Consider the following 23,505-nt stretch of genomic DNA (forward strand, 5'->3'; position numbering starts at 1 on the left):
GCCGATTGGCTCTGCCAGAGGCTTAGTCGCACTTATACCCTTGTGGTGAAAGTCAACATCGACTCCCTTGGCTTAAGGAAGGCCAACTAAAACCGGGCTTGCGCTCAGGCGTCGGCATACCCCTATGAAGGGGCATGTTTCCTTTATCTCATTGCGGCAGTGGAAGTTCAACTTAAAACTGCCACTTTGCGTGGCAACGTTGAACCACCCGCGATGCGCGGGCGCAGTTTGTACGTTGCTAAACGGGCGCTTGCGCTTTTGTTCATGTAGTAGTGTTTATAAATGTTAATCATCATAACGATCCGGATTCGTTCCTGCTCTGTCGTTTTTATTCAATTCACTGATTTTATTCATTTCCTCATCTGTTAAAGAAAAATCATAGATATTTGCATTTTCTATAATACGCTCTTCCGTAATAGATTTCGGGATGGTAACGACATCATTTTGCAAGTCCCATCGTAAGATCACCTGGGCTGGAGTCTTTCCATGTTTATCTGCAATATCTATAATAGTTGGATCGTCAAACAGTTTTCCTCTTTTAAGCGGAGACCATGCTTCCAGTTGAATATTCTCTCGCTTGCAGAATGTATGTAATTCAACCTGTGTAAGATGCGGATGATATTCCACCTGATTAATAACCGGTTTCACCGTACAATCCGCCAGAAGGTTTTCCAGGTGTTGAATATGAAAATTACTCACACCAATCGCACGTATTTTCCCGTCTTCATATAGTTTTTCCATCGCTCTCCATGTATCTTTATACATATCTTTTACCGGCCAATGGATTAAATATAAATCCAGATAATCTACACCCAACTTCTTCAGACTCGTTTCGAAGGATTGCAATGTCTGCTCATACCCCTGATCGTCATTCCACACTTTAGACGTGATGAATAATTCCTCTCTAGGTACACCGCTTTCCTTAATTGCTTGTCCGACCCCTGTCTCATTGTCATAAAAGGAAGCTGTATCAATACTTCTGTAGCCATGTTCAATCGCTGTTTTCACGGAATGAATGACGACATCTCCATCCTCAACCTTATAGACTCCCAACCCAAAACCAGGCATCTTCACACCATTGTTCAACGTAATCGTATCTTGTAAATGATTAATCATGGTTTACCTCCTATGTTCTGTTAGAAAACTTAGCTAAGACTAGCTTTATAGGGATAGCCCTAGTCCGCATTTTACTGCTAAAAAAGCGAAATACCTATTAAAAGGGGACTTCGCTTCTTCATTCATGCTTTATTTACCATCGGCATACATTGTCACTTAAGGGTGGTGACTCCCTTTTGCTGAATTCGTTATTTCAAATCCTCGATTGTCGACATGGAAATACTTAATCCAAACCCCATCGAGAAAATCTTCCCGGGCATCCAGTAGAATATCCACATCTTTATCAGTTTTGACGATTTCATCATGTTCCGTTGGTGTGTCTAGCTTTACGTCATAATGAGCGTGATCGCCATGGTCAATTGTCACGTAGACACGCGGCATTTTCCCTTCCGCTTCCTCCGTATTTAGCATCTTCTTTAATTCTTTAGCTGCATTTCGATTGATTTTACACTTCATTGTTATATCTCCCATCTTCGTATAATACTATTATTATCTCATGCTTTTGATGAAAAATAAAAAAATCACTACATCAATCAAGGACCGTTTTATGATACGCATCATTTGATAGCTTCTCGCGATCCGCTACAAAATAATAACCATCCGATTGGAGCGTCCATAATATAACATGATCATCATCAAGTCTGCCTACCACAAGATACCAGTTCTCCTCATATCGTTTATCTAAGGTCTGGATCACTTCCGTTTGCAATTCCCGTTGACGCAATTCCTTTAAACTCATATTCGTAGCACCATACATTTCGCTAACCTCTGATGCCAGTTGTTCCATCACTTCTTCCAAGTTCTCATCAATAGATTCGTAATTTTCATCAAAAACGGTACGAATATAATCCTCATCACCAGTTTGTGCCGCTCGATAAATATCCTCAACAACGCTTGCTGATGCTTGATTCATACACCCACTAACAAAAAAACTCGAGATTAATAGGACAATCGCTATTCGTTTCATTATTTTTGTCCTCCATTGTGCAATATCGTTATGATCAAACAGCCAAGAAATACAGTTCCATTATAAATAGGATATAAATAAATTCACTCTCACCTTGTACATTTATTTTAACATGTTCTGCCAGACGCTTCTTGAAAAAATCACTTTAATTTTAAATTGTTTCATAGTTGACAAAAACGATCGGAAAAGAGAGTATATAGGTAATGAAATAATGCCAATATTATTACTTGGTTTCTGGAAAGAGGGATCAGCATGTATTTAACAATAGAAGGTGTGGAGAAAAGTTTTCATAACAAAGATAAACACCAAGTAAAAGTTCTTGAAAACATTAATTTGGAAGTGGAGAAAGGGCAGTTTTTATCGATTATCGGCCCATCCGGTTGCGGAAAATCCACCCTGCTATATTTAGTAGCCGGACTCGAAGACATGGATGAAGGCCAAATCACTGTTTCCGGAAAAAAAGTGACCAAACCCGGACCCGATCGGGTTGTCGTTTTTCAAGAAGATGGCCTTTTCCCATGGGCTTCCGTACTGGACAATGTCATGTATGGCTTACTTTTGAAAAAAATGTCCAAAAAAGAAGCCGAAGAAAAAGCACTAGCTATGCTGAAAATGGTTCATTTAAGCAACTACGTTGATGCCTATCCCCACCAACTTTCCGGCGGGATGAAACAGCGTGTCGCCATTGCTCGGGCACTTGTCATGGAACCAGATATTTTATTAATGGATGAACCATTTGCTGCTTTGGATGAACAAACAAGAATGGTACTGCACAAAGAATTACTCGATATTTGGCGTAAAACGAAAGTAACAATTCTTTTCATCACCCATAATATTCGAGAAGCCGTCCTTCTATCAGAAAAAATAATTGTCCTGGAAACACGTCCAGGTAAAATAAAAGCAACATTTACCGTTCAAACGATGCAAGATGGCGTCACACCTGATAGTGTCTCCCTTCATTTAGAACAACAAATACTAGCCACATTAGAAGAAGAAATGGAAAAAGTACTAAAGGAGGAGATGGGAGATGACTACAGCTTTAAGACGAATCATCTTCATCGCGATTCTAGCGGCGATATGGGAAGTCACATCTAGATTATCAGGATTACCGGCTTTTATGTTCCCAGGACTCTTCCAAGTACTGGAAACGCTTTTCAACGGAATTATAAGTGGACAAATAATCGTTGCCATTGGGCAAAGTTTAGGAAGATTGCTAATTGGATTTACCATCGCGGTATCGCTTGGGCTCTTGTTCGGTTATTTAATTTGGCGGTATAAGCTAGTTGAAGACACACTTGGATTTCTCATTACAGCCTTGCAATCCATTCCAAGTATTGTTTGGTTCCCACTTGCTATCATCTGGTTCGGGCTTAACAATTTTGCGATTCTATTCATCGTAACCATTGGCGCGACCTGGACGATGACGATCAATTCCGTTAGTGGTTTTAAAAATGTACCAACCCTTTACCAACGCGTAGCCAAAACATTTGGTTCCAGCGGACTACATTTTTTACGAACGGTAATTATACCTGCGTCCGTCCCGCAAATTATTTCCGGGCTCCGCATTGCCTGGGCATTTTCCTGGCGTGCATTAATGGCTGGAGAATTACTCGGTGCTGGAGGAGGACTCGGCCATCTGCTGGAAACGGGCCGATCGCTCGGACAAATGGACCTTGTCATATCCGTTATGATTATTATAGCAATTATCGGAACCATTATGGATAATGTGGTTTTCTTAAAACTGGAACGACGTGTGCAAAGAAAATGGGGATTAGCTTAATTAGGTAGATTTGTAGTTTGGAATTGATCTGCTAGTTATTTGGCACTGGAGCAGACATAGCCTTCGCTGCATATGCTTTATATATCTATAAATGTAATATATTCTTGATAAAGAAAAGACAGGAGAGAAAAAAATGAAACGTAATCCTATCATTCTAGCTTTTATTTTTATATCGATCATCGGGATGCTCGCTGCTTGTTCACAAAGCGGGGAAATAGAAGAAATAGATGGCCAAAAACAGATTACCATCGGGTATTTTCCTAACCTGACACATATTGCCACGATGGTTGCTTTAGAGAACGATTATTTCGACGAAGCTTTTGATGGAGATGTCGATTATCAGACGCAGATCGTCACGAACGGCGGATTATTTATGGAAGCAATGGCAACGAGTGATATTGATGTAGGCACAGTGGGTCCTGGTCCATTACTTAACTTTTATGTAAAAGATCCTCATTATCATATCCTTTCAGGTGCAGTAAACGGTGGCGCAGTGCTCGCTGTTAATGGGGAGAGCGGTATTAAGGATTTAGCCGATTTAGACGGTAAAAATGTCGCTATCCCTGTGATTGGGAGTACCCAAGACGTCATGCTACGAAAAGCATTGGAGGAAGTCGATTTAAAACCCGAGTCTAATGGAGGAACCGTCGAGTTATTCGCCGCAGATCCAGCAGACACCACAACCTTGTTTGCACAAGATTCCGTTGATGCCGCTGCAACCCAAGAGCCATGGGGTTATGTATTAGAAACGCAGGTAAATGGTGAACTATTACTTGATTGGGAATCCTTCGCCTGGGGCAAAGACTCCACCAATACAGTTGTTGCCGCTACAGAAGCATTTTCTAACGACGAAGAACTTGCGGCTTCCTATTTAAGTGCTCATGAAAAGGCTGTCCAATTTGTCAAAGATAACCCAGAAGAAAGCCAGGATCTGGTCGTTCAACATTTAAGGGATTTGACTGGTCAAGAAGTCAATAAAGATGAACTGGAAGCAGCCTTTAATAGACTGGAAGTTACAACAGATGTTAACGAAGAAGTTATTCAAGAAATGGCAGATATTAGTGAAGAAGCTGAATATATTCCGAGCAATGATATTGATGGATTGGTAGATTTATCGATTTTGGAGGAAGTGCTCCAGTGAGTAACTTTTCGATTGTAATGAGGCCCACTCAATGATGTTGGTTGTCCAAATGCTTGAAAAGCCTGATATCATATACAATAGCACCCTACATTCGTATGGGGTGCTTTTGCGTTGGGGAGAATAAACTTTAACTTAAAAAAATTGTGCAACTTAAAAAGATCAAAGCAGCTTAAGCCGCTTTGATCTTCATCTAACCTATACATGCACCTTTTGTTCTTTCGCCAATTCCTGTGCAACGCCGATGATCCAGTCTTCTTGTCCACCAACAGCGCCCATTTCCGCAACTTTCGTTAAAATATCACGAGGATCCACTCCATATTCTTTTCCGGCTCGCTCTGCAAACAATAAGAAGCTAGAGTACACGCCTGTATACCCAAGTGTTAAACTCAAACGGTCAATTTGCACGGGGCGTTCCATCATTGGTTTCATGACATTCTCCGCGGCATCCATAGCTTTGTATAAACCTACGTTATGAGGGATTCCCACTCTATCCATTACTGCAACCAGTTGTTCTGTGGCTGTATTCCCAGCCCCAGCTCCCATGCCAGCAAGGCTCGTATCTACCCGATCTGCTCCTTCTTCTAGAGCCACAATGGTATTAGCTACCCCTAGCGATAAATTATTGTGGCCATGAAAACCGACATTTGTACTTAAATTTTCTTTGAATAATGACATTCTTTTGCGTGTATCATCCATCGTTAGTGCCCCAGCAGAGTCAACAACATAGATCGTTCCTGCTCCATAAGACTCCATTTTCTTGGCTTCTTCCAGAAGATTTTCTGGAGTGGTTCGGGATGACATCATCAGAAATCCAACTGTATCCATTCCTAAATCTGCAGCCTTTTTAATATGCTGCTCAGATACATCCGCCTCTGTACAATGTGTCGCTATACGTACGACTTGCGCACCCCAGTTATGCGCTCTTTCCAAATGTTCAATCGTACCGACCCCTGGTAAAAGCAGTACGCCTACTTTTGCGTTTTTGGCATTCGCTACCGTCGTTTTAATGATAGCTTCCTCTGTTTCTTTGGAAAAACCATATTGAAGGGAACTTCCACCCAAACCGTCTCCATGTGTTGCTTCAATAATATCTACACCTGATTCATCAATTAACTTTGTCAGTTCAGCAATTTGTTCTGTTGAATACTGGTGGCGAATGGCATGCATTCCGTCCCTTAACGTCACGTCATTAAAAATCACTTTTGCTCTACTCATTTAACTGCCTCTCCCTTCAATAAACTTTCTGCCATAATTTCTCCTGTTTTTACAGAAGCTGAAGTTATGATATCCAAGTTTCCTGCATATTTTGGCAAGAAATCACCATTTCCTTCTACTTCTACAGAAACAGTAACAATATTTTCTTTCACTACAGGGTCTGCTTTAAAGCGGTAACCATTCACATAACCTTGTACGGTTTCAAGCATAGAATCTAAGGATTTAATAATCTCATTTTTATGTGGTTCGGCATTTTCTGTTGTTTGAACAAATATCGTATTTCTCATCAAAATCGGAGGGTCAGCCGGGTTAAGCGTTATAATCGCTTTTGACTCTTTTGCTCCGCCTACCTCTTTCAAGGCATTTGCTGTCGTTACGGTAAATTCATCAATATTTTGCCGTGTTCCAGGTCCTGCACTCTTACTAGATATGGATGCAACAATTTCCGCATAATCCACTTCGAGCACATCAGAAATAGCTTTTACCATTGGTATAGTTGCTTGCCCACCACAGGTAACCATATTCACATTATCTAAGGATGGAATCTCCTCTTCTTTCAAGTTCACGGAAGGAACCAAAAAGGGGCCAACTGCAGCTGGCGTCAAATCGATTGCCTTTTTGCCCATTTCCTTTAAAATCGGAGCATTATGCGCATGCGCTTTTGCTGAGGTAGCCTCGAATACAATTTCCGCAATATCAGGGTCTTCCTTCAAGCCATCAATCCCATTATCAATAGCCTTTACCCCATTTTCACGCGCTTTTTGAAGCCCTTTTGATTCGGAATCTATCCCGATTAAAGCTGTCACTTCTAGCTTCTCACTTCTCAGTAGCTTATACATAAGGTCTGTTCCAATGTTACCTGAACCGATAATCGCACATTTAATCTTTTCCTGTGACATATTTCTCTCCCCTTTTATTTATCATTATTCCATCGCAGCAATAGTTACAGGCCTCTTCTAAGTGAACTTTCAACAATTGCTGGGCTTTCTTAACTTCTCCATCAGATAAAGCCACGACAACACGAGAATGTTGTGCAATGATTTCGTTTTGATTAGAGGCCGTTACTTCGCTTGTAATATCGATTAGTGTTCTAAATAAATCTCGTAATGCTAACCAAAGTTGTGTCAGCGCATTATTATTTGTCATCTTCACTAAGAGTCCATGGAAAGCGAGGTCAATTTCAATATCTCGTTCCCCTTTTTCATGAGCTTCCTTCATTTGATCAATATACAAGAACAGTAGATTCTCATTTTCTTTCAAGTCATCCAACGAAATTTGAGTTAAAGCGTGATTTTCTAAAAGTATACGGCTATCATACAAATCCTGAATATCTTTAACCTCAAATCCCTTCACAACCGTACGGCCATTCGAATGTTTCTCTACTAAATTTTCTGCTTCCAGTTTTGCTATCGCTTCCCTAATAGGACCACGACTTACATTTAACTCTTTTGCTAATGTTACTTCTACCAAATATTCCCCCTTTGAATAGTTCCCGAGAATAATTTCCTTTCTTAAATATTCCAGTACGTGATTAAAGATATTTTTTTTCATTATTCTCATCGTCATCCACCTAAACAAATATTCTGTAATGTTAACAATTAACATTAGGTCAATTATAGACAGCGTTTTCAAAAATGTCAATGGAATTGGTGGATTTGTTTTACATAATAAGGGATTTTCGGAGAACCTTAACGGGGACACTTTTTATCCTTCTAATCAATGGCGATTGATGGAAAATACGAACCGCACCTCGTTTTAGTTTGTATGCTTAAGAAGCACTTGTTTCTATTTTTTTCTCTTTATCTTCTTTGAATGCAAAGTCATTTTTTTCAACGAGTAAGGAGACGAACAAACTTCCGACAATGGCCCATAATGGCGCACCGATATTGAAGAAGTTGACTCCTGACATGCCGATGATTAAGGCGAAGAATGCCCCCATTTGAAACGTATTATCGGAGAACGCTGTTTTCAGTGAATTGATGAGAACCCCTAACATAGCTAAACCAGCGATGACCGTAACAATAACCTCCGGCACAGCAATAACAAATGGAACAACTAACGCTGCAAATAGTCCAAAGCTCGCGAAAAACATGCCGTTTACAACCGATGCCACGTAGCGGGTATCTTTTTTTCCGACTTCGTCTGCTGAACAGATGGCAGTCATTGGTCCAGCAATGTTGATTGCATGTCCCCCGAATAGTGAAGCCAGTAGTCCAACCGATGATCCATATACCGCCATGCCCGTCGTCGGTGGCTTGTAACCTTGCGCCATTAGTACCCCTGTCGCTTGAGCATTTTCAGTACAGATGATCAAGAGTGCAAGTGGAATACTAATAGACATAATCGCATCCCAACTAAATGTTGGCATCACGAGTTCTGGCAGGACAAACACATGCTGAATAGCTGGAAATTCAAAGGCATTTGTTAAAATTGCCACGACCGCCGAAACGAATAACGCAGACAATACAGGTGGAAATTTTTTAACATATCGTGATGAAAGTAAAAATGCAAGAATTGCTGAGCCTGCGAGTAGCGGCGCCAGGGTAATCGATGTAATCATGTCTGTCGCAAATTGAATCATTATACCAACAATCATCCCCATAACAATCGGGAAAGGGATCCATCTCATAACTTTTTCTATTAAACCAGTAAAGCCAAGAATGATGACAAGAATATTTGCAATGATATATGCCCCAATTGCTTCATGGATTGAAAAGTGAGTTAAGGATCCTGCCACTAATACAGCTCCAGCAATCGTATGTGCTACTGAAATCGGTTGGCGGTACTTTAATGCCATAAAGATACCGAGTAACCCACTAAAAAAATAAACAGCAAAAATCCAGCTGATTGCTTGGTTATACGTTAATCCACCAGTCGTTGCCGCTCCAATGATGATTAATGCAGGTCCAGTGCACCCAAAAATGGCTGCAACTAAACCAGCACTAACGGTATTCATATTCAAATGCTGAGGCAACTCTTTTAGGTTTGTCCGAAAACGATTCCCATCCATTATAAACTCCTTTCAATAAGGCCAAATTAGTTGAGCGGAAGCCAGCTGAACAATTTTCAGGATAGATAGTGGCTACGAGAAGCGTAGCCATGTTGGTATCCTATCTGCCTAGAAAATTCGTAAAGGTCGGTAAAGCCATGATCAACAAGAATCCCCCTAATGATTCGCACTTTACAGGGGAATTTGTCCTTCACTTTTGTTCGAAGCACTTATTATTCTTTTCTTTTTTGTAACTTTAGGAGATCTAGGAAATGATCGTCTCGTGTATGGATGGCTTTTTCACCATGATCATCATAGTTGTAAAAACCTTGATTCGTTCGAATGCCATGTTGATCATTTTCCACCATTTCCGATAAGAAAGAAGGAACATCTCTTGTATTTGATAGATCTTTCATAATGTTACCAACCATCGCTTGTGTTGTTTCCAGACCGGCTAAATCCTGGCTTTCCATTGGACCGCAGAAAGCCCATTTAAAGCCCATGCTTCCTTTCATAGCGATATCGATATCTTCAGCAGTAGCTACTCCCTCTTCGATTAAGTGAAACGCTTCGCGAAGCATAGCTACTTGAACACGGTTGACGATAAATCCTGTAATCTCTTTATTTAGAACTACTGGAGATTTTCCGATTTCCTTCATTAAATCATAAGTCGTATTCACGACGTTTTCAGCTGTTTGCTCGGTTTTAACTATTTCTACAATTGGTACAAGTTGTGGTGGATTAAAAAAGTGAGTAATGATAAATCTTTCAGGATGCTTTGCCCTTTGCGTTAACTCTTTCAATGGGAAAGTAGATGTATTAGACGAAATAATCGTTTTGTCAGAGACTTCGCCTTCAATAATTTCATAGGTATCTAGTTTTTGTTCAAGAACTTCCGGAATGGATTCCAGAATGAAGTCAGTATCCCGAATAGCTTCAAGCAAATCTGTTGTGTATGTAATACGGGCTAATGCCTGTTCCATTTCAGTTTCGGTCAGCATTTCTTTTTCGACCATGACTTCAAAGCTGTTTGTAATAAGTTCTTGTGCTTTTTCCAGCGATGTCTCTCTTCTTGCTCGAATGCTTACATTTTTTCCTGCTTGGGCAAATAACTGAGCAGCTCCATGTCCCATAATTCCTGCTCCAAGCACTGTGATTTTTTTCATTTTAATACCCCTTTTCATGATTAATATTTTGGCCTTTTTCTAAAAGATTGGGACTGGGACTGCGCTTACTCGTCCCACCGAAAAGAATTGTTGATTTGGCGAAAAATCTATAAACTGCGACTTACCTTGAAATTAAGATTGATGCTTTTTACCCGCTGCGGAAATACATTCCGCTTTCCGCGGGCGGCTGTTGAGCCTCCTTGTGCTATCGCACTTCGGAGACTCACCGAGGCCTTTCCTCCCGCAGGAGTCTCCATGTATTTCCTTCGCTGAGTGTTGTGTTTTTCTACTTCTAAAAATATATTATTTGATTAATTTAAACGATTGCTTGCACTTTTCCGGTAGTTGATTGGAGCGGAGGACCGTTGACTGCTGCGGGAATAGCTCGTTTCTGAAGACCCCGCAGCGGAAATCAACAACCACCTACGTCGTCTTTTATATCAGCTCCGAAGATTTAAAAGCAAGAATACTTGCGAAAAGAGCCCTTATTTTAAAGCTTAAGTAGCCATTTCCTTCGATCCTCTACAATTTCTTATCATTCCTCTACTTTACTAAACTGCCTTCATTATCTACCTTTAAAATTTGGTTTTCTGTTCTCCAAACGTGCAGCTATACCCTCTTTGCGGTCTTGTGTCGCAAATGAACCATCATAGGAGGTTGCTTCAATCGTCAAGGCTGATTCAAGATCAACATTTGCGCCTGTATTTACCGCCAATTTCATCATTCTTAACGCTACAGGTGCTTTTTGCGCCAGCTTCCTTGCCCATTCTTTTGCTGTTGATGAAAGTTCATTTTGATCAACTACTTTATTAACAATTTGCAACTGATAAGCACGTTCGGCATCGATCGTTTCACCAAAATACAATAACTCTTTCGCAGTGCCTTGTCCAACCACTTTTTGGATGCGCTGTGTGCCACCACCTCCCGGGATAACGCCTAAATTAATTTCGGGAAAAGCAAATTGTGCATATTCAGAGGCAATACGTAAGTCGCAACTTAAGGCCAGTTCAAGGCCTCCTCCACGTGCCTCTCCATTAATAGACGCAATTACCGGCTTGTTCAGGTTTTCAATTTTTGAATAGGACGTTCTTGTTATTTGTGTTAAATCCATCATACCAACTGTATCTAGATCTGCCAGTTCATTAATATCCGCCCCAGCGACAAATGCCTCTTCTCCCTCTCCGGTAATAACAATGGCATTTACATGTTCATTGGCTTCTAGTTCACCCATTATTTGAGTGATTTCTTGGTATACTTGTGTATTTAATTTATTACCAGGTGAATGACTAATTGTCACAGTGGCAACTTTATTTTCAATATCACAACGTAAAAATTCATAATTCATTATGTCGCCTCCAAAAATTTAGTGTTCCATCATAGTAGGAGGGTGCCGTCACTTCCCTATGATCTTGGTTTCCTATCTGCCAAAAACAAAAAACCGCTCCCATTGGTGAGAGAAACATTCACCAATGGTTGCAGTTGCCTCTACTGCTGCGGCATAATTTTTCGTATAGCTTTTTTCATAAATACGTTCAAGATTCCGGTAGTCGCCACGTTAACGACTACCGAAAATAGCAGAACTCGCTTTATTAAAAAGTCTATTTTAACTATGTTATTTATTTGGAACCGTTGATTTAACCAAAGGTGTTCCATATTTAAAGTATGAATCAGGCAGTGGTGCGCCGTAAAAAATAATTGCCTGTTCCGTTTCCTCTTCTCTCCAAGTTACCGGTTTCCATTCCGGATCGAAAATTAGATAACCGGAATCTCCAAATAACTCTACTCTGTTCCCTCCAGGCTCGATTACATATATACACATTGCCTGGGACACCCCATGCTTTAAAGGACCTGCTTCAATTTTAATTCCGTTTTCAGTCAAGAGATCAGACAAATCATCCAAATGCTGCGGAAAGCCGTACCAGAACGCTAGATGATGAAGTCTTCCCAATCCCTTTTCAGGAGTACCCTGATCTGCCATAAAAGCTAGCTCATGAACAAGTGGGCTGACGCTTTGCCATGCTCCAATTTCTGAACCATCATTTTTGACTACATGCTCTCTTAAACGGAATCCAAGTTCATCTTCCATAAAATTTCTATTTACCGTTACATCACTTGATAATAAATTAACATGGTCGATACGACGTACTGGAATTCCTTTGTTCGGTCGTTTCTGTGGCCGGTTTTTTAACAATGATATTTCATTTTCCGGGGCCTGGTAATACTCTACATCAAACAGAATTTCCATATTATGATTGTCAGGAGTTACAAATTGGTAGGCTTCTCCATGGCCCAGATCTCCATCAATCCAGCCCTTGCCGAAACCAGACTTTTGAAGATCCCGTACTCGACGCTCTAAAGCCATTTTTGAACTTGCCCTCCAACTTACATGGCCTAATCCAGGTTCATTTCTCTCGGTCACCTTCAAGGAATGGTGATAAAAGTCTTCATAAGAACGGAGATAAACAGATTGCCCCTCTCTCGCAGTTTCTGACATCCCTAACAGTTCTTTAAAAAACCATAATGTTTCGTCCGGTTTTGGTGTGAAAATTTCTACATGAGCTAGTTGCGCAACATCAAATTTTTTTAATTCATTTTCCATTAAAAATCCCCCCATTTGTTGATAACGCTTTCAAACTCTTGAAAAGTTTTGTGATTATTTATTATTATAACTTAATTTAAATCAAAACAAATAGTTCAGTTCCTCTATACGCAATGAATTTAAATTCTTTCTCACTCTTTTGCTGCTGCTACTTCCCCTTTACTTAGCTTACCAATTTTCTTCTTGCTAGTTGCCCTAGCCGCCTCTATATGGGAAACCGAATATTTATCTTTTCCCGAAAGAAGACTCCCTCTTCAAGCGCATGAAGGACTATAGTCCATCGGTAAAGGGGAGATGAATTTCGGTTGGCGATAGCAAAAAGATCCTCCCTATGATATAATAGGAACATATATACGGATGAGGTGAATAGGATGCTGGTCCAAAAAGCTTTTAAGTTTCGTATCTTTCCGAATAAAAAACAAGTAGAGCTTATTAATAAAACAATCGGTTGTTCCCGATTTGTTTTCAACTTCTTTCTTGGTAAACAGAAAGAGAAGGATGCCTATTGGTACATAACGGAAGAAATGAGACTAAACGGGCAGCTACCAATCAACAACTGGAAAGGTCAATATTTCAATAAATACGAATCGGTGAAGACGGTTCGCCAGCTCAAAGAATACTATCCTTTCCTTAAAGAGGTAGATAGTATTTCGCTTCAAAAGTCCGTTGAAAACGTAGCTGATTCCTACCAGCGCTACTACAGGAAACAAAACCAAAAACCGCGTTTTAAAAGCAAAAAGAACAAGGTCCAGTCCTATAGTACAAAGCAAACAAATGGCAATATTGATGTGTTAGGTAAACACATCAAATTACCGAAATTGGGTCTTATCCGTTTTGCAAAGAGCCGTGAAGTGGAGGGGCGTATCATAAATGCCACCATCCGACGTAATCCAAGTGGGAAATATTTTGTATCCATCCTAACAGAAACGGAAGTTCAAGCATTTGCTAAAACCGATTCGGTTGTCGGCGTTGATTTGGGGTTAAAAGATTTTGCAACACTTTCAGATGGGAGCGTATTCCGTAACCCGAAATGGCTCCGTACATTGGAAGGAAAATTAGTGAAGGCACAGCGCATTCTTTCAAGGCGTACCGTGAACAGCTCCAATTGGAACAAACAACGAATCAAAGTTGCACGTATTCATGAAGCGATAGCCAATAGTCGAAAGGATTATCTGGATAAGATTTCAACCTCCCTCGTCAAAAACCACGATGTGATTGGTTTGGAAGACTTGTCTGTAAGCAATATGCTTAAAAATGGAAACCTTTCCAAAGCTATAAGTGAAGCCTCCTGGGGCCAATTCAGAACGATGTGTGAATACAAAGCAGCGTGGTACGGCAAAAAGGTCGTTGTTGTTGGCAAAAACTTTGCAAGCAGCCAGCTTTGTTCTGGATGTGGCCATAAAAATAAAGACGTTAAACATCTCGCTTTGCGTAAATGGACTTGCGCTTCTTGCGGAAGTCATCACCAAAGAGATATTAACGCAGGATTAAATCTTAGAAACGAAGCCATTCGTCTCTTAACTGTCGGAACGACAGGGATAGCCTAATAAAAAACTGGCGGTTACGCCGGTGTTCTTAGGAATCCCCCACTTCAAATTTTAGGAGAAATTAAGTGGAGGGTAGTTCAACAGCAATTAATGATAATCCGAAGGCAGCGACAATACCAACAATTGAGAATACGAGGAAATTCATGAAGTTAGGTAAAGCCAGTGACACCAAGAATCCACCCAAAATGGGTCCAGTCATACCGCCGAATCGTCCAATCCCTGAAGCCATCCCCAAACCTGTTGATTTCATTGCTGAAGGGTAGAACGATGTTACATAAGCTTGAATCAAAACTTGAGAACCTGTTGTAGCAGCCCCTGCAATTGCTACTAGTATGAAAATATAGAATATACTTCCGCCAAATCCTAGTAACGCTAAAGAAATCGCTCCAGCTATATAAGATGAAATAATAACCTTTTTAGAACCATATTTTTCACAAAGATTACTAAGAACTAGAATCCCGACTACAGCTACGCCTTGAAGGGCAATAAGGAAACCTAAACTTGAATTTAATCCATAACCAGTTTCAATCATTACTGTTGGTAACCACGTATTTAATCCATATACCATTAATAGAGCACAGAAGAATGCTAACCAAAATACAAGCGTACTTAAATCATAATGATAAATAATTCAAGTATTCATTAATATAATCCTGGTCTATTATGAAAATTCCAAGCATAGGCTGTAGAGTGAGAAATTTTTAGAAGGAGGATACCAATGCCAAGTGGAATTCATCAAGTTGAAATGAATATTCCTATTGAAAATGTTTGGTCTTTCGTTAGTGATATGAATAACTGGGCTCCTTTAGTGCCTGGATACGCAGAACATGAAATTTTAAGTGATAGACAATCAACCTGGAAGTTCAGGGGTGATGTCGGTGTCATCCATAAAACAGTCGATCTTAAGATAGACATTACCAAGTGGCTGGAACCAACAACGGTATGCTTCGACTTAGTAGGACTGAATGAAAATTTCAAAGGTGATGGGTACTTCAAGGCAAAGGTAATAAATGGAAGGCAAACCGAAATGACAGGCTATATCGACATTACAGCTAAAGGTGTAATGGGGCCAATGATTAATTCTGTATTACGGACATTAGTTGCAAAAAAAGCAAAACAATTAACAGAAGCAGTAGCAAATCAAGCGGCTAAAATGGAAACAGTAGCTACATAAAAACACTGGAAAAACCAACCTTTGTACACGAATATAAAAATAATTGAAAAAACACGGATTTCTGAATACCTATCAGATAATCCGTGTTTTTTTCTGTTTTAAATACACTACAACATTGCTACGGTGCTACCGAGTCTTTATCTTTGTTCACTTTCCAATAAGTAGTTCTGACAGATATCCTGCAGATTTTTGTTGAATTATAGATACATGTGTTTTAAGATGTACACTATGTTTTATCGAACACCGTAAAATTGAGTGCTACCCCCGATGCATACGAATAAGGTTCACCTCTAATAATAAATCCGTTAATAGCGTTTTTAGTGGGCTTCGTATTTACGTATTTTAAAGCTATCTAAAACATCAAAAATAGCTCATTCGTTAATTTATTTAACTACGTCAAAAAATTCCAAGGCAATTTCATAAAACAAATACACAACAAAGAGCGAGGAGACTTTTTATATGGCATGGTATTTAACGTATATACTTCTATACTTTATTATAATGTTTGTGATGGGATTCTATTATTTTTTCAGAATAAAAACCTATGATGAATATTTAATTGGGAGTTGGAACACCGGATTCTGGCCGATTGTAGGAACCATTATCAGCACGTGGTGTGGTGCTGCTGTTTTCATTGGTTGGGTTGGTATGGGCTTTACTGTAGGTCTTTCCGGCTTCTTTAAATTTGCACTACCTGGGGTGCTGTTTTCGCTGTTACTAATCATTGCATTTGCTGGACCTTTAAGAAGACAAAGGCTATATACAATAGCTGATTTATTTGGAGAAAGATTTGGCGGGAGAGCTGGGATTGTGCCTTCTGTACTTTCAGCTTTTATATATTCTGTTCCAACACTAGCTTTACAGATGGTTGGAATGTCTACCATTTTTAATGTTACACTAGGTCTTGAAATAAATACTGGAATCACGCTAGCTTTTGTTGTCATAGTAGTTTTTACTATTTTAGGTGGACTGCCAGCAACCATTATTACAGATGCATTTCAGTCCATTGTTGTTGTGATCGGGATTATTGTGTTGGCTATAGCAAGTATTGTTTATGCAGGTGGATTTGAGGATATTTTTGCAAATACATCGATCGAATACCTCAGTCCACTTGGCCCTGACGGCTTGGGCGAAGTATTACTGTATGCATTATCAGTTGGTCCATTCTACATGATATGGCAGTCAACTTGGCAGCGAATTTTTGCATCAAAGGATGAAAGAGTTGCCAAACGTGCTGGAATTACCGGGTTTCTAATCGGTGGTGCCATATCCATATTGCCTTTCACTATTGGCGTAATCGCACGGCAATATGCTCCGTTAGACATGGATCCCGATCTATTGTTTTCTTATGTAGCGACAGAGTTATTGCACCCTGCCATAGGTGGTATCGTTGTTCTCGGTCTACTTGCTGCATTGATGACCGGAGCGACTTCCTTTATTTTGCAGGGAAGTTCCAATTTAACAAGAGATTTATATCAACGATTATTGAAACCCGATGCTAGAAACAAGCAACTCATGTTTACAGCGCGTTTATCGGTTGTCATTATCTCTGTACTAGGGTTATTTGTATCCTACTTCCTTACCGATATAGAGAGTGCCTATCAATGGGCGCTTAGATTATCAGCAACCGTATTAGTATTTCCGTTTCTTGCAGTGATGTTTTGGAAGAGAGCTACAAAAGCAGGTATGCTCTGGAGTATGATTTTAGCTTTAATGGCAACGATAAGCTGGCCTTTCTTAGGAATCGCCATTGATCACACGATATTTGGTTTTTCTGTATCGCTTATTACTTTAATCGGAATCAGTCTAATCACAAAACATGATGATACAGAGCAGGTTAGGGCTGTTTACTGGAATGATTTAAATTCTGCAAATCCTACCGACGAAACGAATAAGTAGTTCTGACTTATGGCTATTACTGTTAAGAATAAGTAACGATTCCATTATTTTAAAGGGGCACACCATTCAATGAACACGATTGATTTACTGATAACAAACGCCAATGTCATAACACTCGACCAACAAAATACACGCGCGCGATCTGTTTCTGTCTCAAATGGTCGTATAACTAACATTTCCGACGTTCCGGAACCTTCACGTGATGCAACTCCTATTTGTTCCCATACGAAAATAATGGACTTAAAGGGAGCAACATTAATACCAGGATTTATTGATACACATAATCACCTATTAATGTATTCTCAATCTCGCAAACAAGCGAATTGCAGTACACCACCAAATCGAAATATTCAAGCTATATTAGATAGAGTGGAAAAATTAGTAGCAACTACACCTAAGGGTGGATGGATTATGGGGTGGGGTTATGACAATACCCTTCTAGAAGAAAAAAGGCATCCCACCCGCAAAGAATTGGATAGGATAGCACCTGATCACCCAGTTCTCATTCGCCATATTTCCACCCACTTTGCTGTTGCTAATTCGAAAGCGTTAGAGGCAGCTGGTATCGATGAAACTATCCAAAATCCACATGCTGGTTTTTTTGGACGCGATGAAGATGGGTATTTAAATGGGGTATTACATGAATTACCTGCATTAGCACCTATACTAGCAGCTGTTCCTGCTCCATCAGAAGAAGAATTGGCCTCTTTAATAGGAGAAGCATCCAAAGACTATTTAGCAGAAGGGATTACAACCAGTTCAGATGCTGGCGTTGGATTGGATCTCGGGATAGCTGAATTTGATGCGCATTTGAGGGCATTAGCAAGGGGAAATAATCCACTTCGCATGCGATTAATGGTTCTTCATCATCTGTTGAATGAAAATGGGGCTTTTAAAGACTATTCAGCTCAACAGCTCGGTGAAAAAATTCGCAAGCAATCAAATAATCGTGCAACATTGGATAGTGCAAAACTATTTCAGGACGGCTCCATTCAAGGATTAACAGCGGCGCTCAGGGATCCTTATTATAGCGAATCAGCTGTTTATGGGGAATTGTTACATCATCAGGATGATTTTAATGCTGAATTGTTAGATTTACACAATAGAGGATTTCGAATTACGATACATGGTAATGGAGATAGAGCAATTGGCTCGATCTTAGATGGTTTTGAACATATTTTAACCGCTAATCCCCATTCGGATCACCGTCACCGGATTGAGCATGTTCAAACAGCAACACTAAATGACTTAAATAGAATGAATGAATTAAACGTTAAAGGTTCTTTTTTTATTAACCATGTTTATTATTGGGGAGACAGGCATAAACGTATATTTTTAGGTGAGGATAGAGCAAAACGAATTAATCCATTGGCAGACGCATCAGAAAGAGACATTCTTTATACGTTGCATTCTGATTGTCCCATCACACCTATTTCACCACTGTTCTCGATTTGGGTAGCAGTAAATCGCCAAACGATGGAAGGTCATACGTTAGGGGAAGATCAATGTATCAGTGCTGAAAAAGCATTAGAAACAATGACAATTGACGGCGCTAAATTAAATTTTGATGAAGCTAATCTTGGTAGCATTGAGGTTGGAAAAATAGCAGACTTTGCAGTACTTGAATCTGATCCAACAACCGTTGACCCAATGGAGATTAAAGCTATTTCTGTACAAGCAACCATTATCGGAGGAGAGGTTGTATACTCCTCCAACTAATAAAGACTCTATTCATGCGTATGGTCTTCACTATGAATGGTTTCTTCCAAAAATGTTTCAGAATACGTATGATCATGAACATCACAATAATATACGACTGTTTTTATTTTATGGGAAATATTACAAGTGCGAGATTCCCTCCCAAAATTTTTCCAGTATGTATATTCATGTGACCCTGTATGGATAATTTCAGTGTCCGTACTATATTCCTCCCAGTTGTGTTGTGTTTCATCAAGAACAGTGTTCTCGTTATCGTACACGAAAAATGAATCTTTTATTTCCAGCACATCCATTGGCAGAAAAGTCATAAATGCAAGGCTAATAGCTAAAGAAAGTTTTACCAATTTAATCACCACTTTGGATAGTTTCGTCTTTCTTTAGATAATCTATCCAAACATTCATAAAGTATACTTTTCATTTCATTTAATTCCTCCCTCGAGAAGGGATAATGAAATTACGTATAATACCAATACTTCCCATCTCTCATCTCTCTTTTACATTCTCCCTCATACCTTAAATATTCCAGATGTGCTAGCGTTTCACCAATCGCAAATCTTGTTTCATGAACGGTTAGTTCCTTTTGAAACAGTTTCTGACAAGACCCATGAATGGTAGCTCCACCATTAATTGATTCCAGTGTTTGCTCCAGCCGTTCGTCATGGTGTGCTTTTATTTCATCGATTCGATCGTTTGCCCCGTGGAAAGGCTTCCCGTGAGAAGGCACAACAAAGTCGACATCCAGTTTTCTTATTTTTTCAAGGGATTCCATATAACGCTTCAATGGGTTCGCATCTCCATGAAACCAGTATGATATATTCGGTGTTATTTTCGGTAAAATATGATCCGTTGAGAGTAACATGTTCTTTTCTTTATTATAAAAATTCACCATACCATCTGAATGACCAGGGGTTACGATCACCTCATATTCGTACTTGCCTATCTCGACAATTTCACCTTCCTCAAAATAATGATTTACTTTCGGATATGGTGTTACAAGTGAAACAAAATCATTGGTATTCGTCGTCATTTGGCTTGCCGTGTCTGTTGGAATGCCTGCTAATGCATAATTGTCCTGCAATTTATTAATCGAATGCTCCTGCCAAGACTCCATGCCCGCATCAGCGTCAATCTTCGTCATGGAGACACGTGCACCCGTTATTTCCTGCAGCCCACCAACATAGCCAAAATGGTCCGGGTGATAATGGGTAACCAAAATATCAGTAACCTTTTTTCCTGCCAGTTCCTGTTCCCATCTGTTTACAGTTGGAGGATTATGAAGCCCTGCATCGATGACTTTCCAGCCACCTTCTCCTTCAGCGAGAAAACAATTAACGTGATTTAGACGAAAAGGAAGATCTAATCTTATAAGTTTTAATCCATATTCTTCTAGCAACAAATCAATCACATCCTAATTTATTATATATTATCTTCATCTGAAAGAATGGACGACACAATATGCACAGAGTCCCATTGGCCCTCAGAAATCGCAGTAATAGGGTACTTTTTCGGGAAAAGCTTTTGATCGATTTCGTCAACAGATAATCCTTCTTTATCCAGCTGTTTTACTTCTCCCGAAACATTTTCAAGATAGTCTAATTTCTGCTTCAGCATAGCTCTTCCGTCCGGTATGTATCCAGCATGGCAGCAAAACATCGACCCGAAATCATAGGACAATAATTTTCGAATTGATTTCATGGTAACAGGAATCGATTCACTATCCATAATTACCTTTGTCTTCGGGCTGACAAACAGATCCCCTGAAAATAACCTACCTGTTTCTTCATCAAGGAGCGAAATATGATCCGCTGCATGACCTGGTGTATGAATGACTTTCCATTCCTTACTCCGGGACTGAATTGTATCTCCGATCGGCAAAGCATCAAATGGATTACGCACTCCCCATGCCATCTGCCGGTATTTTGGATAGGGACAAGACGCGCGGCATGTGCTAATCCCCAACGGATGAATATAAATAGGTACATCTCCTTTTTCCTGGAAGTGCGATGCTGTACCGGTGTGGTCTTCATGACTATGTGTCAATGTGACCAAATCAATGGAATGTTCTTCATAAAAAGGAATCAAATCAGCTTCAAGATGTTTCGGACCGGTATCAATTAGCATGCCATCTGTCAAAAAGGTGTAAACGGGACGTCCTTTTTGACCAGCGTGTTCAATCGTCCCTTCTACGCAAATAACGCCCTCTTTCTCAAAAACATCTATCATGTTTTTCACTCCTTTCTCGTTTTACTAATACATATTCAACCTGCAGCCTTTCAGTTAATCGGTGTTTGATTCCTGATCCGAAGTGGTAAAATCCATCTTATTTCCCTTCGCCTGTCATGTTGCTGCTGTTACCATAAAGTGAAACTTCATTCAGTGGAGATTTGGTCCCCCACTTAATGTTAGTTCGGCCCACACGACGTGGGTTGCATAGACGTTGCCACTGGATGTGGCGTACCTAGTCTATGTTCCTTAATGCTTATACGGGCAGTTATCCTCCACCTAAATTTTCGTCCTACTCCATTTTTGAGGTGGGGGATTTACTTCCCGTTAAACTGTGATAAACGTGTTTTTCCAGCTCTTCTCTTATATTTCCTGGAATGGGTTCGGATTTTTGCGTTTTCTTATTGTAATTAACATACACCGCCTTTCCCTTTGCACAAAGCGTGCCGGCTTGATGAATTTCTTCATATAATTCCAAGCTTGATGTCCCTATTTTATTCACCCATGTATAGATTTCTGCTTCTTTTCCAAAATAGATTTGACTTACATAATCAACATTTATATTTAAAATAATCATTTTCCAATTCTCAAATGAATCATCAGGTGTGAACAACTTAAAAATCGGATTTCTTGCGGCTTCTAACCATATTGGTAACGTTGTATTATTGATGTGACCTACTCCATCTGTTTCAGAAACACGCGGTTCGATAATTTTCTTGTACATGGCTTTTCACCTCAAAATATTAATTAGACTGTTTCCGGCATACATTATTGCTCTTATGGCCCCACAGCCCGTTTTGCTTCATTAAAAACTTATGATAATCCTCGACGACTCTCCCTTAGCCAATTTATCAAATCCTTCATTAATTTCATCTAGCGTTATTATTTCTGTCATTAGTTTATCCACTTGCAAGCGACGCTGTTTAAATAAATGAATAAAACGAGGGATATCCCTATGTGGTACACAACTGCCAACATAAGAGCCTTTTATTGTTTTTTCCTCCGCTGTTAGGCTGACATACGGGAATGAAAAGTGGTGATTTGGATGTGGCAAGCCTGTTGTGACTGTAGTTCCGCCACGTTTCGTTACCCTGTAAGCAACTTCCATCGCAGGTACTGCACCAGCTGTTTCAAATACATAATCCAGCCCGCCACCCGTTGCTTCACGGATTTGATCGCTAACATCCCGGTCCCGCGAGTTAAACGTATCGGTTGCGCCGAGTTCCTTTGCCTGTTCTAGTTTCTTTTCATTTAGATCCACGGCGACAATTCTGCTCGCGCCAGCTGAAACAGCACCAATCAGTGCACTCAATCCAACGCCTCCAAGTCCTACAATTGCAACCGTGTTTCCTAATTTTATAGCGGCCGTATTTACAACAGCTCCTACTCCTGTAATGACGGCACATCCAAACAAAGCTGCTTTTTCAAAAGGAATATCTTTCTCCACTTTTACTAATGAATGGCTTGAGACAACGGCATATTCCGAGAAGGCAGACACACCTAAATGGTGATTGACAACTTCCTTTCCTGCATGCAATCTCTTTCCACCACTTAGTAATGTACCTGCATTATTGGTCGCCGCCCCTTTTTCACACAATGCTGGGCGTCCTTCTTTACATGGAAGACAATCACCGCAACTTGGTACGAATACACATACAATGTGATCGCCTGGATGCAGATCTTCTACACCAACTCCGGTCTCCACCACTACACCTGCAGCCTCATGTCCTAACGCCATTGGCAAGGGACGTGGTCTGCTGCCATTAATGACTGATAAATCGGAGTGGCAGAGACTTGCCGCTTTCATTTGAATGAGAACTTCACCTTGTTGGGGAGGGTCCAGTTCTAGCTTTTCGATGCTGATCGGCCGGCTTGTTGAATAGGGAGTATCCAGACCAGATTGACGTAGTACAGCTGATTTTACTTGCATGGAATCATCTCCTTTCTGAGGATGTTCAAAAGGTCCTTTT

The 23,505-nt window shown here is 40.1% G+C and carries 23 protein-coding genes; 7 read left to right on the forward strand and 16 right to left on the reverse strand.

The window, feature by feature from the left end; all coding sequences use genetic code 11:
- Positions 1-285: 285 nt before the first annotated feature.
- The 3 genes from OLD84_RS14150 to OLD84_RS14160 form a co-directional block, all read right to left on the reverse strand.
- Positions 286-1,116 carry an aldo/keto reductase gene (locus tag OLD84_RS14150; RefSeq protein WP_209463797.1) on the reverse strand — a complete coding sequence of 277 codons (831 nt, stop codon included), beginning with the start codon at positions 1,114-1,116 and terminating at the stop codon, positions 286-288.
- A gap of 156 nt (positions 1,117-1,272) precedes the next feature.
- Positions 1,273-1,572, reverse strand: a complete 300-nt coding sequence (locus tag OLD84_RS14155) for an iron-sulfur cluster assembly accessory protein (protein WP_209463796.1) — start codon at positions 1,570-1,572, stop codon at positions 1,273-1,275.
- Positions 1,573-1,645: 73 nt separating this feature from the next.
- A complete protein-coding gene (locus OLD84_RS14160) occupies positions 1,646-2,083 on the reverse strand; it encodes a hypothetical protein (RefSeq protein WP_209463795.1) in 438 nt (145 codons plus the stop codon).
- Positions 2,084-2,335: 252 nt separating this feature from the next.
- Between OLD84_RS14160 and OLD84_RS14165 the strand changes: the two genes are divergently transcribed.
- The 3 genes from OLD84_RS14165 (at position 2,336) to OLD84_RS14175 (ending at position 5,004) form a co-directional block, all read left to right on the forward strand.
- Positions 2,336-3,178 carry an ABC transporter ATP-binding protein gene (locus tag OLD84_RS14165; RefSeq protein WP_209463794.1) on the forward strand — a complete coding sequence of 281 codons (843 nt, stop codon included), beginning with the start codon at positions 2,336-2,338 and terminating at the stop codon, positions 3,176-3,178.
- Positions 3,111-3,863 (forward strand): ABC transporter permease, encoded by a 753-nt coding sequence (locus OLD84_RS14170; RefSeq protein WP_209463793.1) that lies wholly within the window; start codon positions 3,111-3,113, stop codon positions 3,861-3,863. The genes OLD84_RS14165 and OLD84_RS14170 overlap by 68 nt, the downstream gene beginning before the upstream one ends.
- A 133-nt stretch (positions 3,864-3,996) precedes the next feature.
- Positions 3,997-5,004 (forward strand): aliphatic sulfonate ABC transporter substrate-binding protein, encoded by a 1,008-nt coding sequence (locus OLD84_RS14175; RefSeq protein ID WP_209463792.1) that lies wholly within the window; start codon positions 3,997-3,999, stop codon positions 5,002-5,004.
- A 195-nt stretch (positions 5,005-5,199) separates the two neighbouring features.
- On the opposite strand, the gene dmpG is transcribed toward OLD84_RS14175, so the two are convergent.
- The 7 genes from dmpG to OLD84_RS14210 form a co-directional block, all read right to left on the reverse strand.
- Positions 5,200-6,219, reverse strand: coding sequence for a 4-hydroxy-2-oxovalerate aldolase (dmpG, locus tag OLD84_RS14180; protein ID WP_209463791.1), 1,020 nt, complete (start codon positions 6,217-6,219; stop codon positions 5,200-5,202).
- Positions 6,216-7,118: an acetaldehyde dehydrogenase (acetylating) gene (locus OLD84_RS14185; protein ID WP_209463790.1), complete on the reverse strand. Its 903-nt coding sequence runs from the start codon at positions 7,116-7,118 to the stop codon at positions 6,216-6,218. Before OLD84_RS14185 ends, dmpG begins: the two co-directional genes overlap by 4 nt.
- Positions 7,099-7,779 carry a GntR family transcriptional regulator gene (locus OLD84_RS14190; protein ID WP_209463789.1) on the reverse strand — a complete coding sequence of 227 codons (681 nt, stop codon included), beginning with the start codon at positions 7,777-7,779 and terminating at the stop codon, positions 7,099-7,101. The genes OLD84_RS14185 and OLD84_RS14190 overlap by 20 nt, the downstream gene beginning before the upstream one ends.
- A gap of 208 nt (positions 7,780-7,987) precedes the next feature.
- Complete coding sequence (locus OLD84_RS14195; RefSeq protein ID WP_209463788.1) at positions 7,988-9,229, reverse strand: benzoate/H(+) symporter BenE family transporter; 1,242 nt, start codon at positions 9,227-9,229, stop codon at positions 7,988-7,990.
- Between the two features lie 212 nt (positions 9,230-9,441).
- The gene (locus tag OLD84_RS14200; RefSeq protein ID WP_209463787.1) at positions 9,442-10,374 is read right to left on the reverse strand and encodes a 3-hydroxyacyl-CoA dehydrogenase family protein; all 933 of its coding nucleotides are present in this window, start codon (positions 10,372-10,374) and stop codon (positions 9,442-9,444) included.
- Positions 10,375-10,939: 565 nt separating this feature from the next.
- Positions 10,940-11,719, reverse strand: a complete 780-nt coding sequence (locus tag OLD84_RS14205) for an enoyl-CoA hydratase/isomerase family protein (protein ID WP_209463786.1) — start codon at positions 11,717-11,719, stop codon at positions 10,940-10,942.
- Positions 11,720-11,986: 267 nt separating this feature from the next.
- Positions 11,987-12,973 carry a catechol 2,3-dioxygenase gene (locus OLD84_RS14210; RefSeq protein ID WP_209463785.1) on the reverse strand — a complete coding sequence of 329 codons (987 nt, stop codon included), beginning with the start codon at positions 12,971-12,973 and terminating at the stop codon, positions 11,987-11,989.
- Between the two features lie 371 nt (positions 12,974-13,344).
- On the opposite strand from OLD84_RS14210, the gene tnpB reads away from it, so the two are divergent.
- The gene (gene tnpB / locus OLD84_RS14215; RefSeq protein ID WP_264917216.1) at positions 13,345-14,520 is read left to right on the forward strand and encodes an IS200/IS605 family element RNA-guided endonuclease TnpB; all 1,176 of its coding nucleotides are present in this window, start codon (positions 13,345-13,347) and stop codon (positions 14,518-14,520) included.
- Positions 14,521-14,581: 61 nt separating this feature from the next.
- Here tnpB and OLD84_RS14220 read toward each other — a convergent pair whose 3' ends face one another.
- Complete coding sequence (locus OLD84_RS14220) at positions 14,582-15,151, reverse strand: MFS transporter (RefSeq protein ID WP_319962297.1); 570 nt, start codon at positions 15,149-15,151, stop codon at positions 14,582-14,584.
- Between the two features lie 87 nt (positions 15,152-15,238).
- Here OLD84_RS14220 and OLD84_RS14225 point away from each other — a divergent pair, with 87 nt between their 5' ends.
- The 3 genes from OLD84_RS14225 to OLD84_RS14235 all read left to right on the forward strand — a co-directional run bounded on the left by OLD84_RS14225 (position 15,239) and on the right by OLD84_RS14235 (position 19,312).
- Positions 15,239-15,694 (forward strand): SRPBCC family protein, encoded by a 456-nt coding sequence (locus OLD84_RS14225; RefSeq protein WP_209464354.1) that lies wholly within the window; start codon positions 15,239-15,241, stop codon positions 15,692-15,694.
- Between the two features lie 459 nt (positions 15,695-16,153).
- Positions 16,154-17,593, forward strand: a complete 1,440-nt coding sequence (locus OLD84_RS14230; RefSeq protein ID WP_209464353.1) for a sodium:solute symporter family protein — start codon at positions 16,154-16,156, stop codon at positions 17,591-17,593.
- A gap of 69 nt (positions 17,594-17,662) precedes the next feature.
- Entirely contained in the window at positions 17,663-19,312 is a 1,650-nt protein-coding gene (locus tag OLD84_RS14235) for an amidohydrolase (RefSeq protein WP_209464352.1), read from the forward strand.
- Between the two features lie 8 nt (positions 19,313-19,320).
- On the opposite strand, the gene OLD84_RS14240 is transcribed toward OLD84_RS14235, so the two are convergent.
- The 5 genes from OLD84_RS14240 to OLD84_RS14260 form a co-directional block, all read right to left on the reverse strand.
- Positions 19,321-19,656, reverse strand: a complete 336-nt coding sequence (locus OLD84_RS14240; RefSeq protein ID WP_209464351.1) for a hypothetical protein — start codon at positions 19,654-19,656, stop codon at positions 19,321-19,323.
- Positions 19,657-19,766: 110 nt separating this feature from the next.
- Positions 19,767-20,708 (reverse strand): MBL fold metallo-hydrolase, encoded by a 942-nt coding sequence (locus OLD84_RS14245; RefSeq protein WP_390337009.1) that lies wholly within the window; start codon positions 20,706-20,708, stop codon positions 19,767-19,769.
- A gap of 20 nt (positions 20,709-20,728) precedes the next feature.
- A complete protein-coding gene (locus OLD84_RS14250; RefSeq protein WP_209464350.1) occupies positions 20,729-21,535 on the reverse strand; it encodes an MBL fold metallo-hydrolase in 807 nt (268 codons plus the stop codon).
- A 292-nt stretch (positions 21,536-21,827) separates the two neighbouring features.
- Positions 21,828-22,259 (reverse strand): acyl-CoA thioesterase, encoded by a 432-nt coding sequence (locus OLD84_RS14255; RefSeq protein ID WP_209464349.1) that lies wholly within the window; start codon positions 22,257-22,259, stop codon positions 21,828-21,830.
- 81 nt (positions 22,260-22,340) lie between these two features.
- On the reverse strand, positions 22,341-23,465 hold the full coding sequence (locus OLD84_RS14260; protein ID WP_209464348.1) for a zinc-dependent alcohol dehydrogenase family protein: 1,125 nt from the start codon (positions 23,463-23,465) through the stop codon (positions 22,341-22,343).
- Positions 23,466-23,505 lie beyond the last annotated feature (40 nt).

Origin of the sequence: Virgibacillus natechei (genome assembly GCF_026013645.1) — a bacterium.
GTDB lineage: Bacteria > Bacillota > Bacilli > Bacillales > Amphibacillaceae > Virgibacillus_L > Virgibacillus_L natechei.

What these genes read in the sequence shown, in the direction of transcription:
- OLD84_RS14150 (WP_209463797.1), bottom strand. Translation starts at nt 1,116, where the DNA reads ATGATTAATCATTTACAAGATACGATTACGTTGAACAATGGTGTGAAG.
- OLD84_RS14155 (WP_209463796.1), bottom strand. Translation starts at nt 1,572, where the DNA reads ATGAAGTGTAAAATCAATCGAAATGCAGCTAAAGAATTAAAGAAGATG.
- OLD84_RS14160 (WP_209463795.1), bottom strand. Translation starts at nt 2,083, where the DNA reads ATGAAACGAATAGCGATTGTCCTATTAATCTCGAGTTTTTTTGTTAGT.
- OLD84_RS14165 (WP_209463794.1), top strand. Translation starts at nt 2,336, where the DNA reads ATGTATTTAACAATAGAAGGTGTGGAGAAAAGTTTTCATAACAAAGAT.
- OLD84_RS14170 (WP_209463793.1), top strand. Translation starts at nt 3,111, where the DNA reads ATGACTACAGCTTTAAGACGAATCATCTTCATCGCGATTCTAGCGGCG.
- OLD84_RS14175 (WP_209463792.1), top strand. Translation starts at nt 3,997, where the DNA reads ATGAAACGTAATCCTATCATTCTAGCTTTTATTTTTATATCGATCATC.
- dmpG (WP_209463791.1), bottom strand. Translation starts at nt 6,219, where the DNA reads ATGAGTAGAGCAAAAGTGATTTTTAATGACGTGACGTTAAGGGACGGA.
- OLD84_RS14185 (WP_209463790.1), bottom strand. Translation starts at nt 7,118, where the DNA reads ATGTCACAGGAAAAGATTAAATGTGCGATTATCGGTTCAGGTAACATT.
- OLD84_RS14190 (WP_209463789.1), bottom strand. Translation starts at nt 7,779, where the DNA reads ATGAGAATAATGAAAAAAAATATCTTTAATCACGTACTGGAATATTTA.
- OLD84_RS14195 (WP_209463788.1), bottom strand. Translation starts at nt 9,229, where the DNA reads ATGGATGGGAATCGTTTTCGGACAAACCTAAAAGAGTTGCCTCAGCAT.
- OLD84_RS14200 (WP_209463787.1), bottom strand. Translation starts at nt 10,374, where the DNA reads ATGAAAAAAATCACAGTGCTTGGAGCAGGAATTATGGGACATGGAGCT.
- OLD84_RS14205 (WP_209463786.1), bottom strand. Translation starts at nt 11,719, where the DNA reads ATGAATTATGAATTTTTACGTTGTGATATTGAAAATAAAGTTGCCACT.
- OLD84_RS14210 (WP_209463785.1), bottom strand. Translation starts at nt 12,973, where the DNA reads ATGGAAAATGAATTAAAAAAATTTGATGTTGCGCAACTAGCTCATGTA.
- tnpB (WP_264917216.1), top strand. Translation starts at nt 13,345, where the DNA reads ATGCTGGTCCAAAAAGCTTTTAAGTTTCGTATCTTTCCGAATAAAAAA.
- OLD84_RS14225 (WP_209464354.1), top strand. Translation starts at nt 15,239, where the DNA reads ATGCCAAGTGGAATTCATCAAGTTGAAATGAATATTCCTATTGAAAAT.
- OLD84_RS14230 (WP_209464353.1), top strand. Translation starts at nt 16,154, where the DNA reads ATGGCATGGTATTTAACGTATATACTTCTATACTTTATTATAATGTTT.
- OLD84_RS14235 (WP_209464352.1), top strand. Translation starts at nt 17,663, where the DNA reads ATGAACACGATTGATTTACTGATAACAAACGCCAATGTCATAACACTC.
- OLD84_RS14250 (WP_209464350.1), bottom strand. Translation starts at nt 21,535, where the DNA reads ATGATAGATGTTTTTGAGAAAGAGGGCGTTATTTGCGTAGAAGGGACG.
- OLD84_RS14255 (WP_209464349.1), bottom strand. Translation starts at nt 22,259, where the DNA reads ATGTACAAGAAAATTATCGAACCGCGTGTTTCTGAAACAGATGGAGTA.
- OLD84_RS14260 (WP_209464348.1), bottom strand. Translation starts at nt 23,465, where the DNA reads ATGCAAGTAAAATCAGCTGTACTACGTCAATCTGGTCTGGATACTCCC.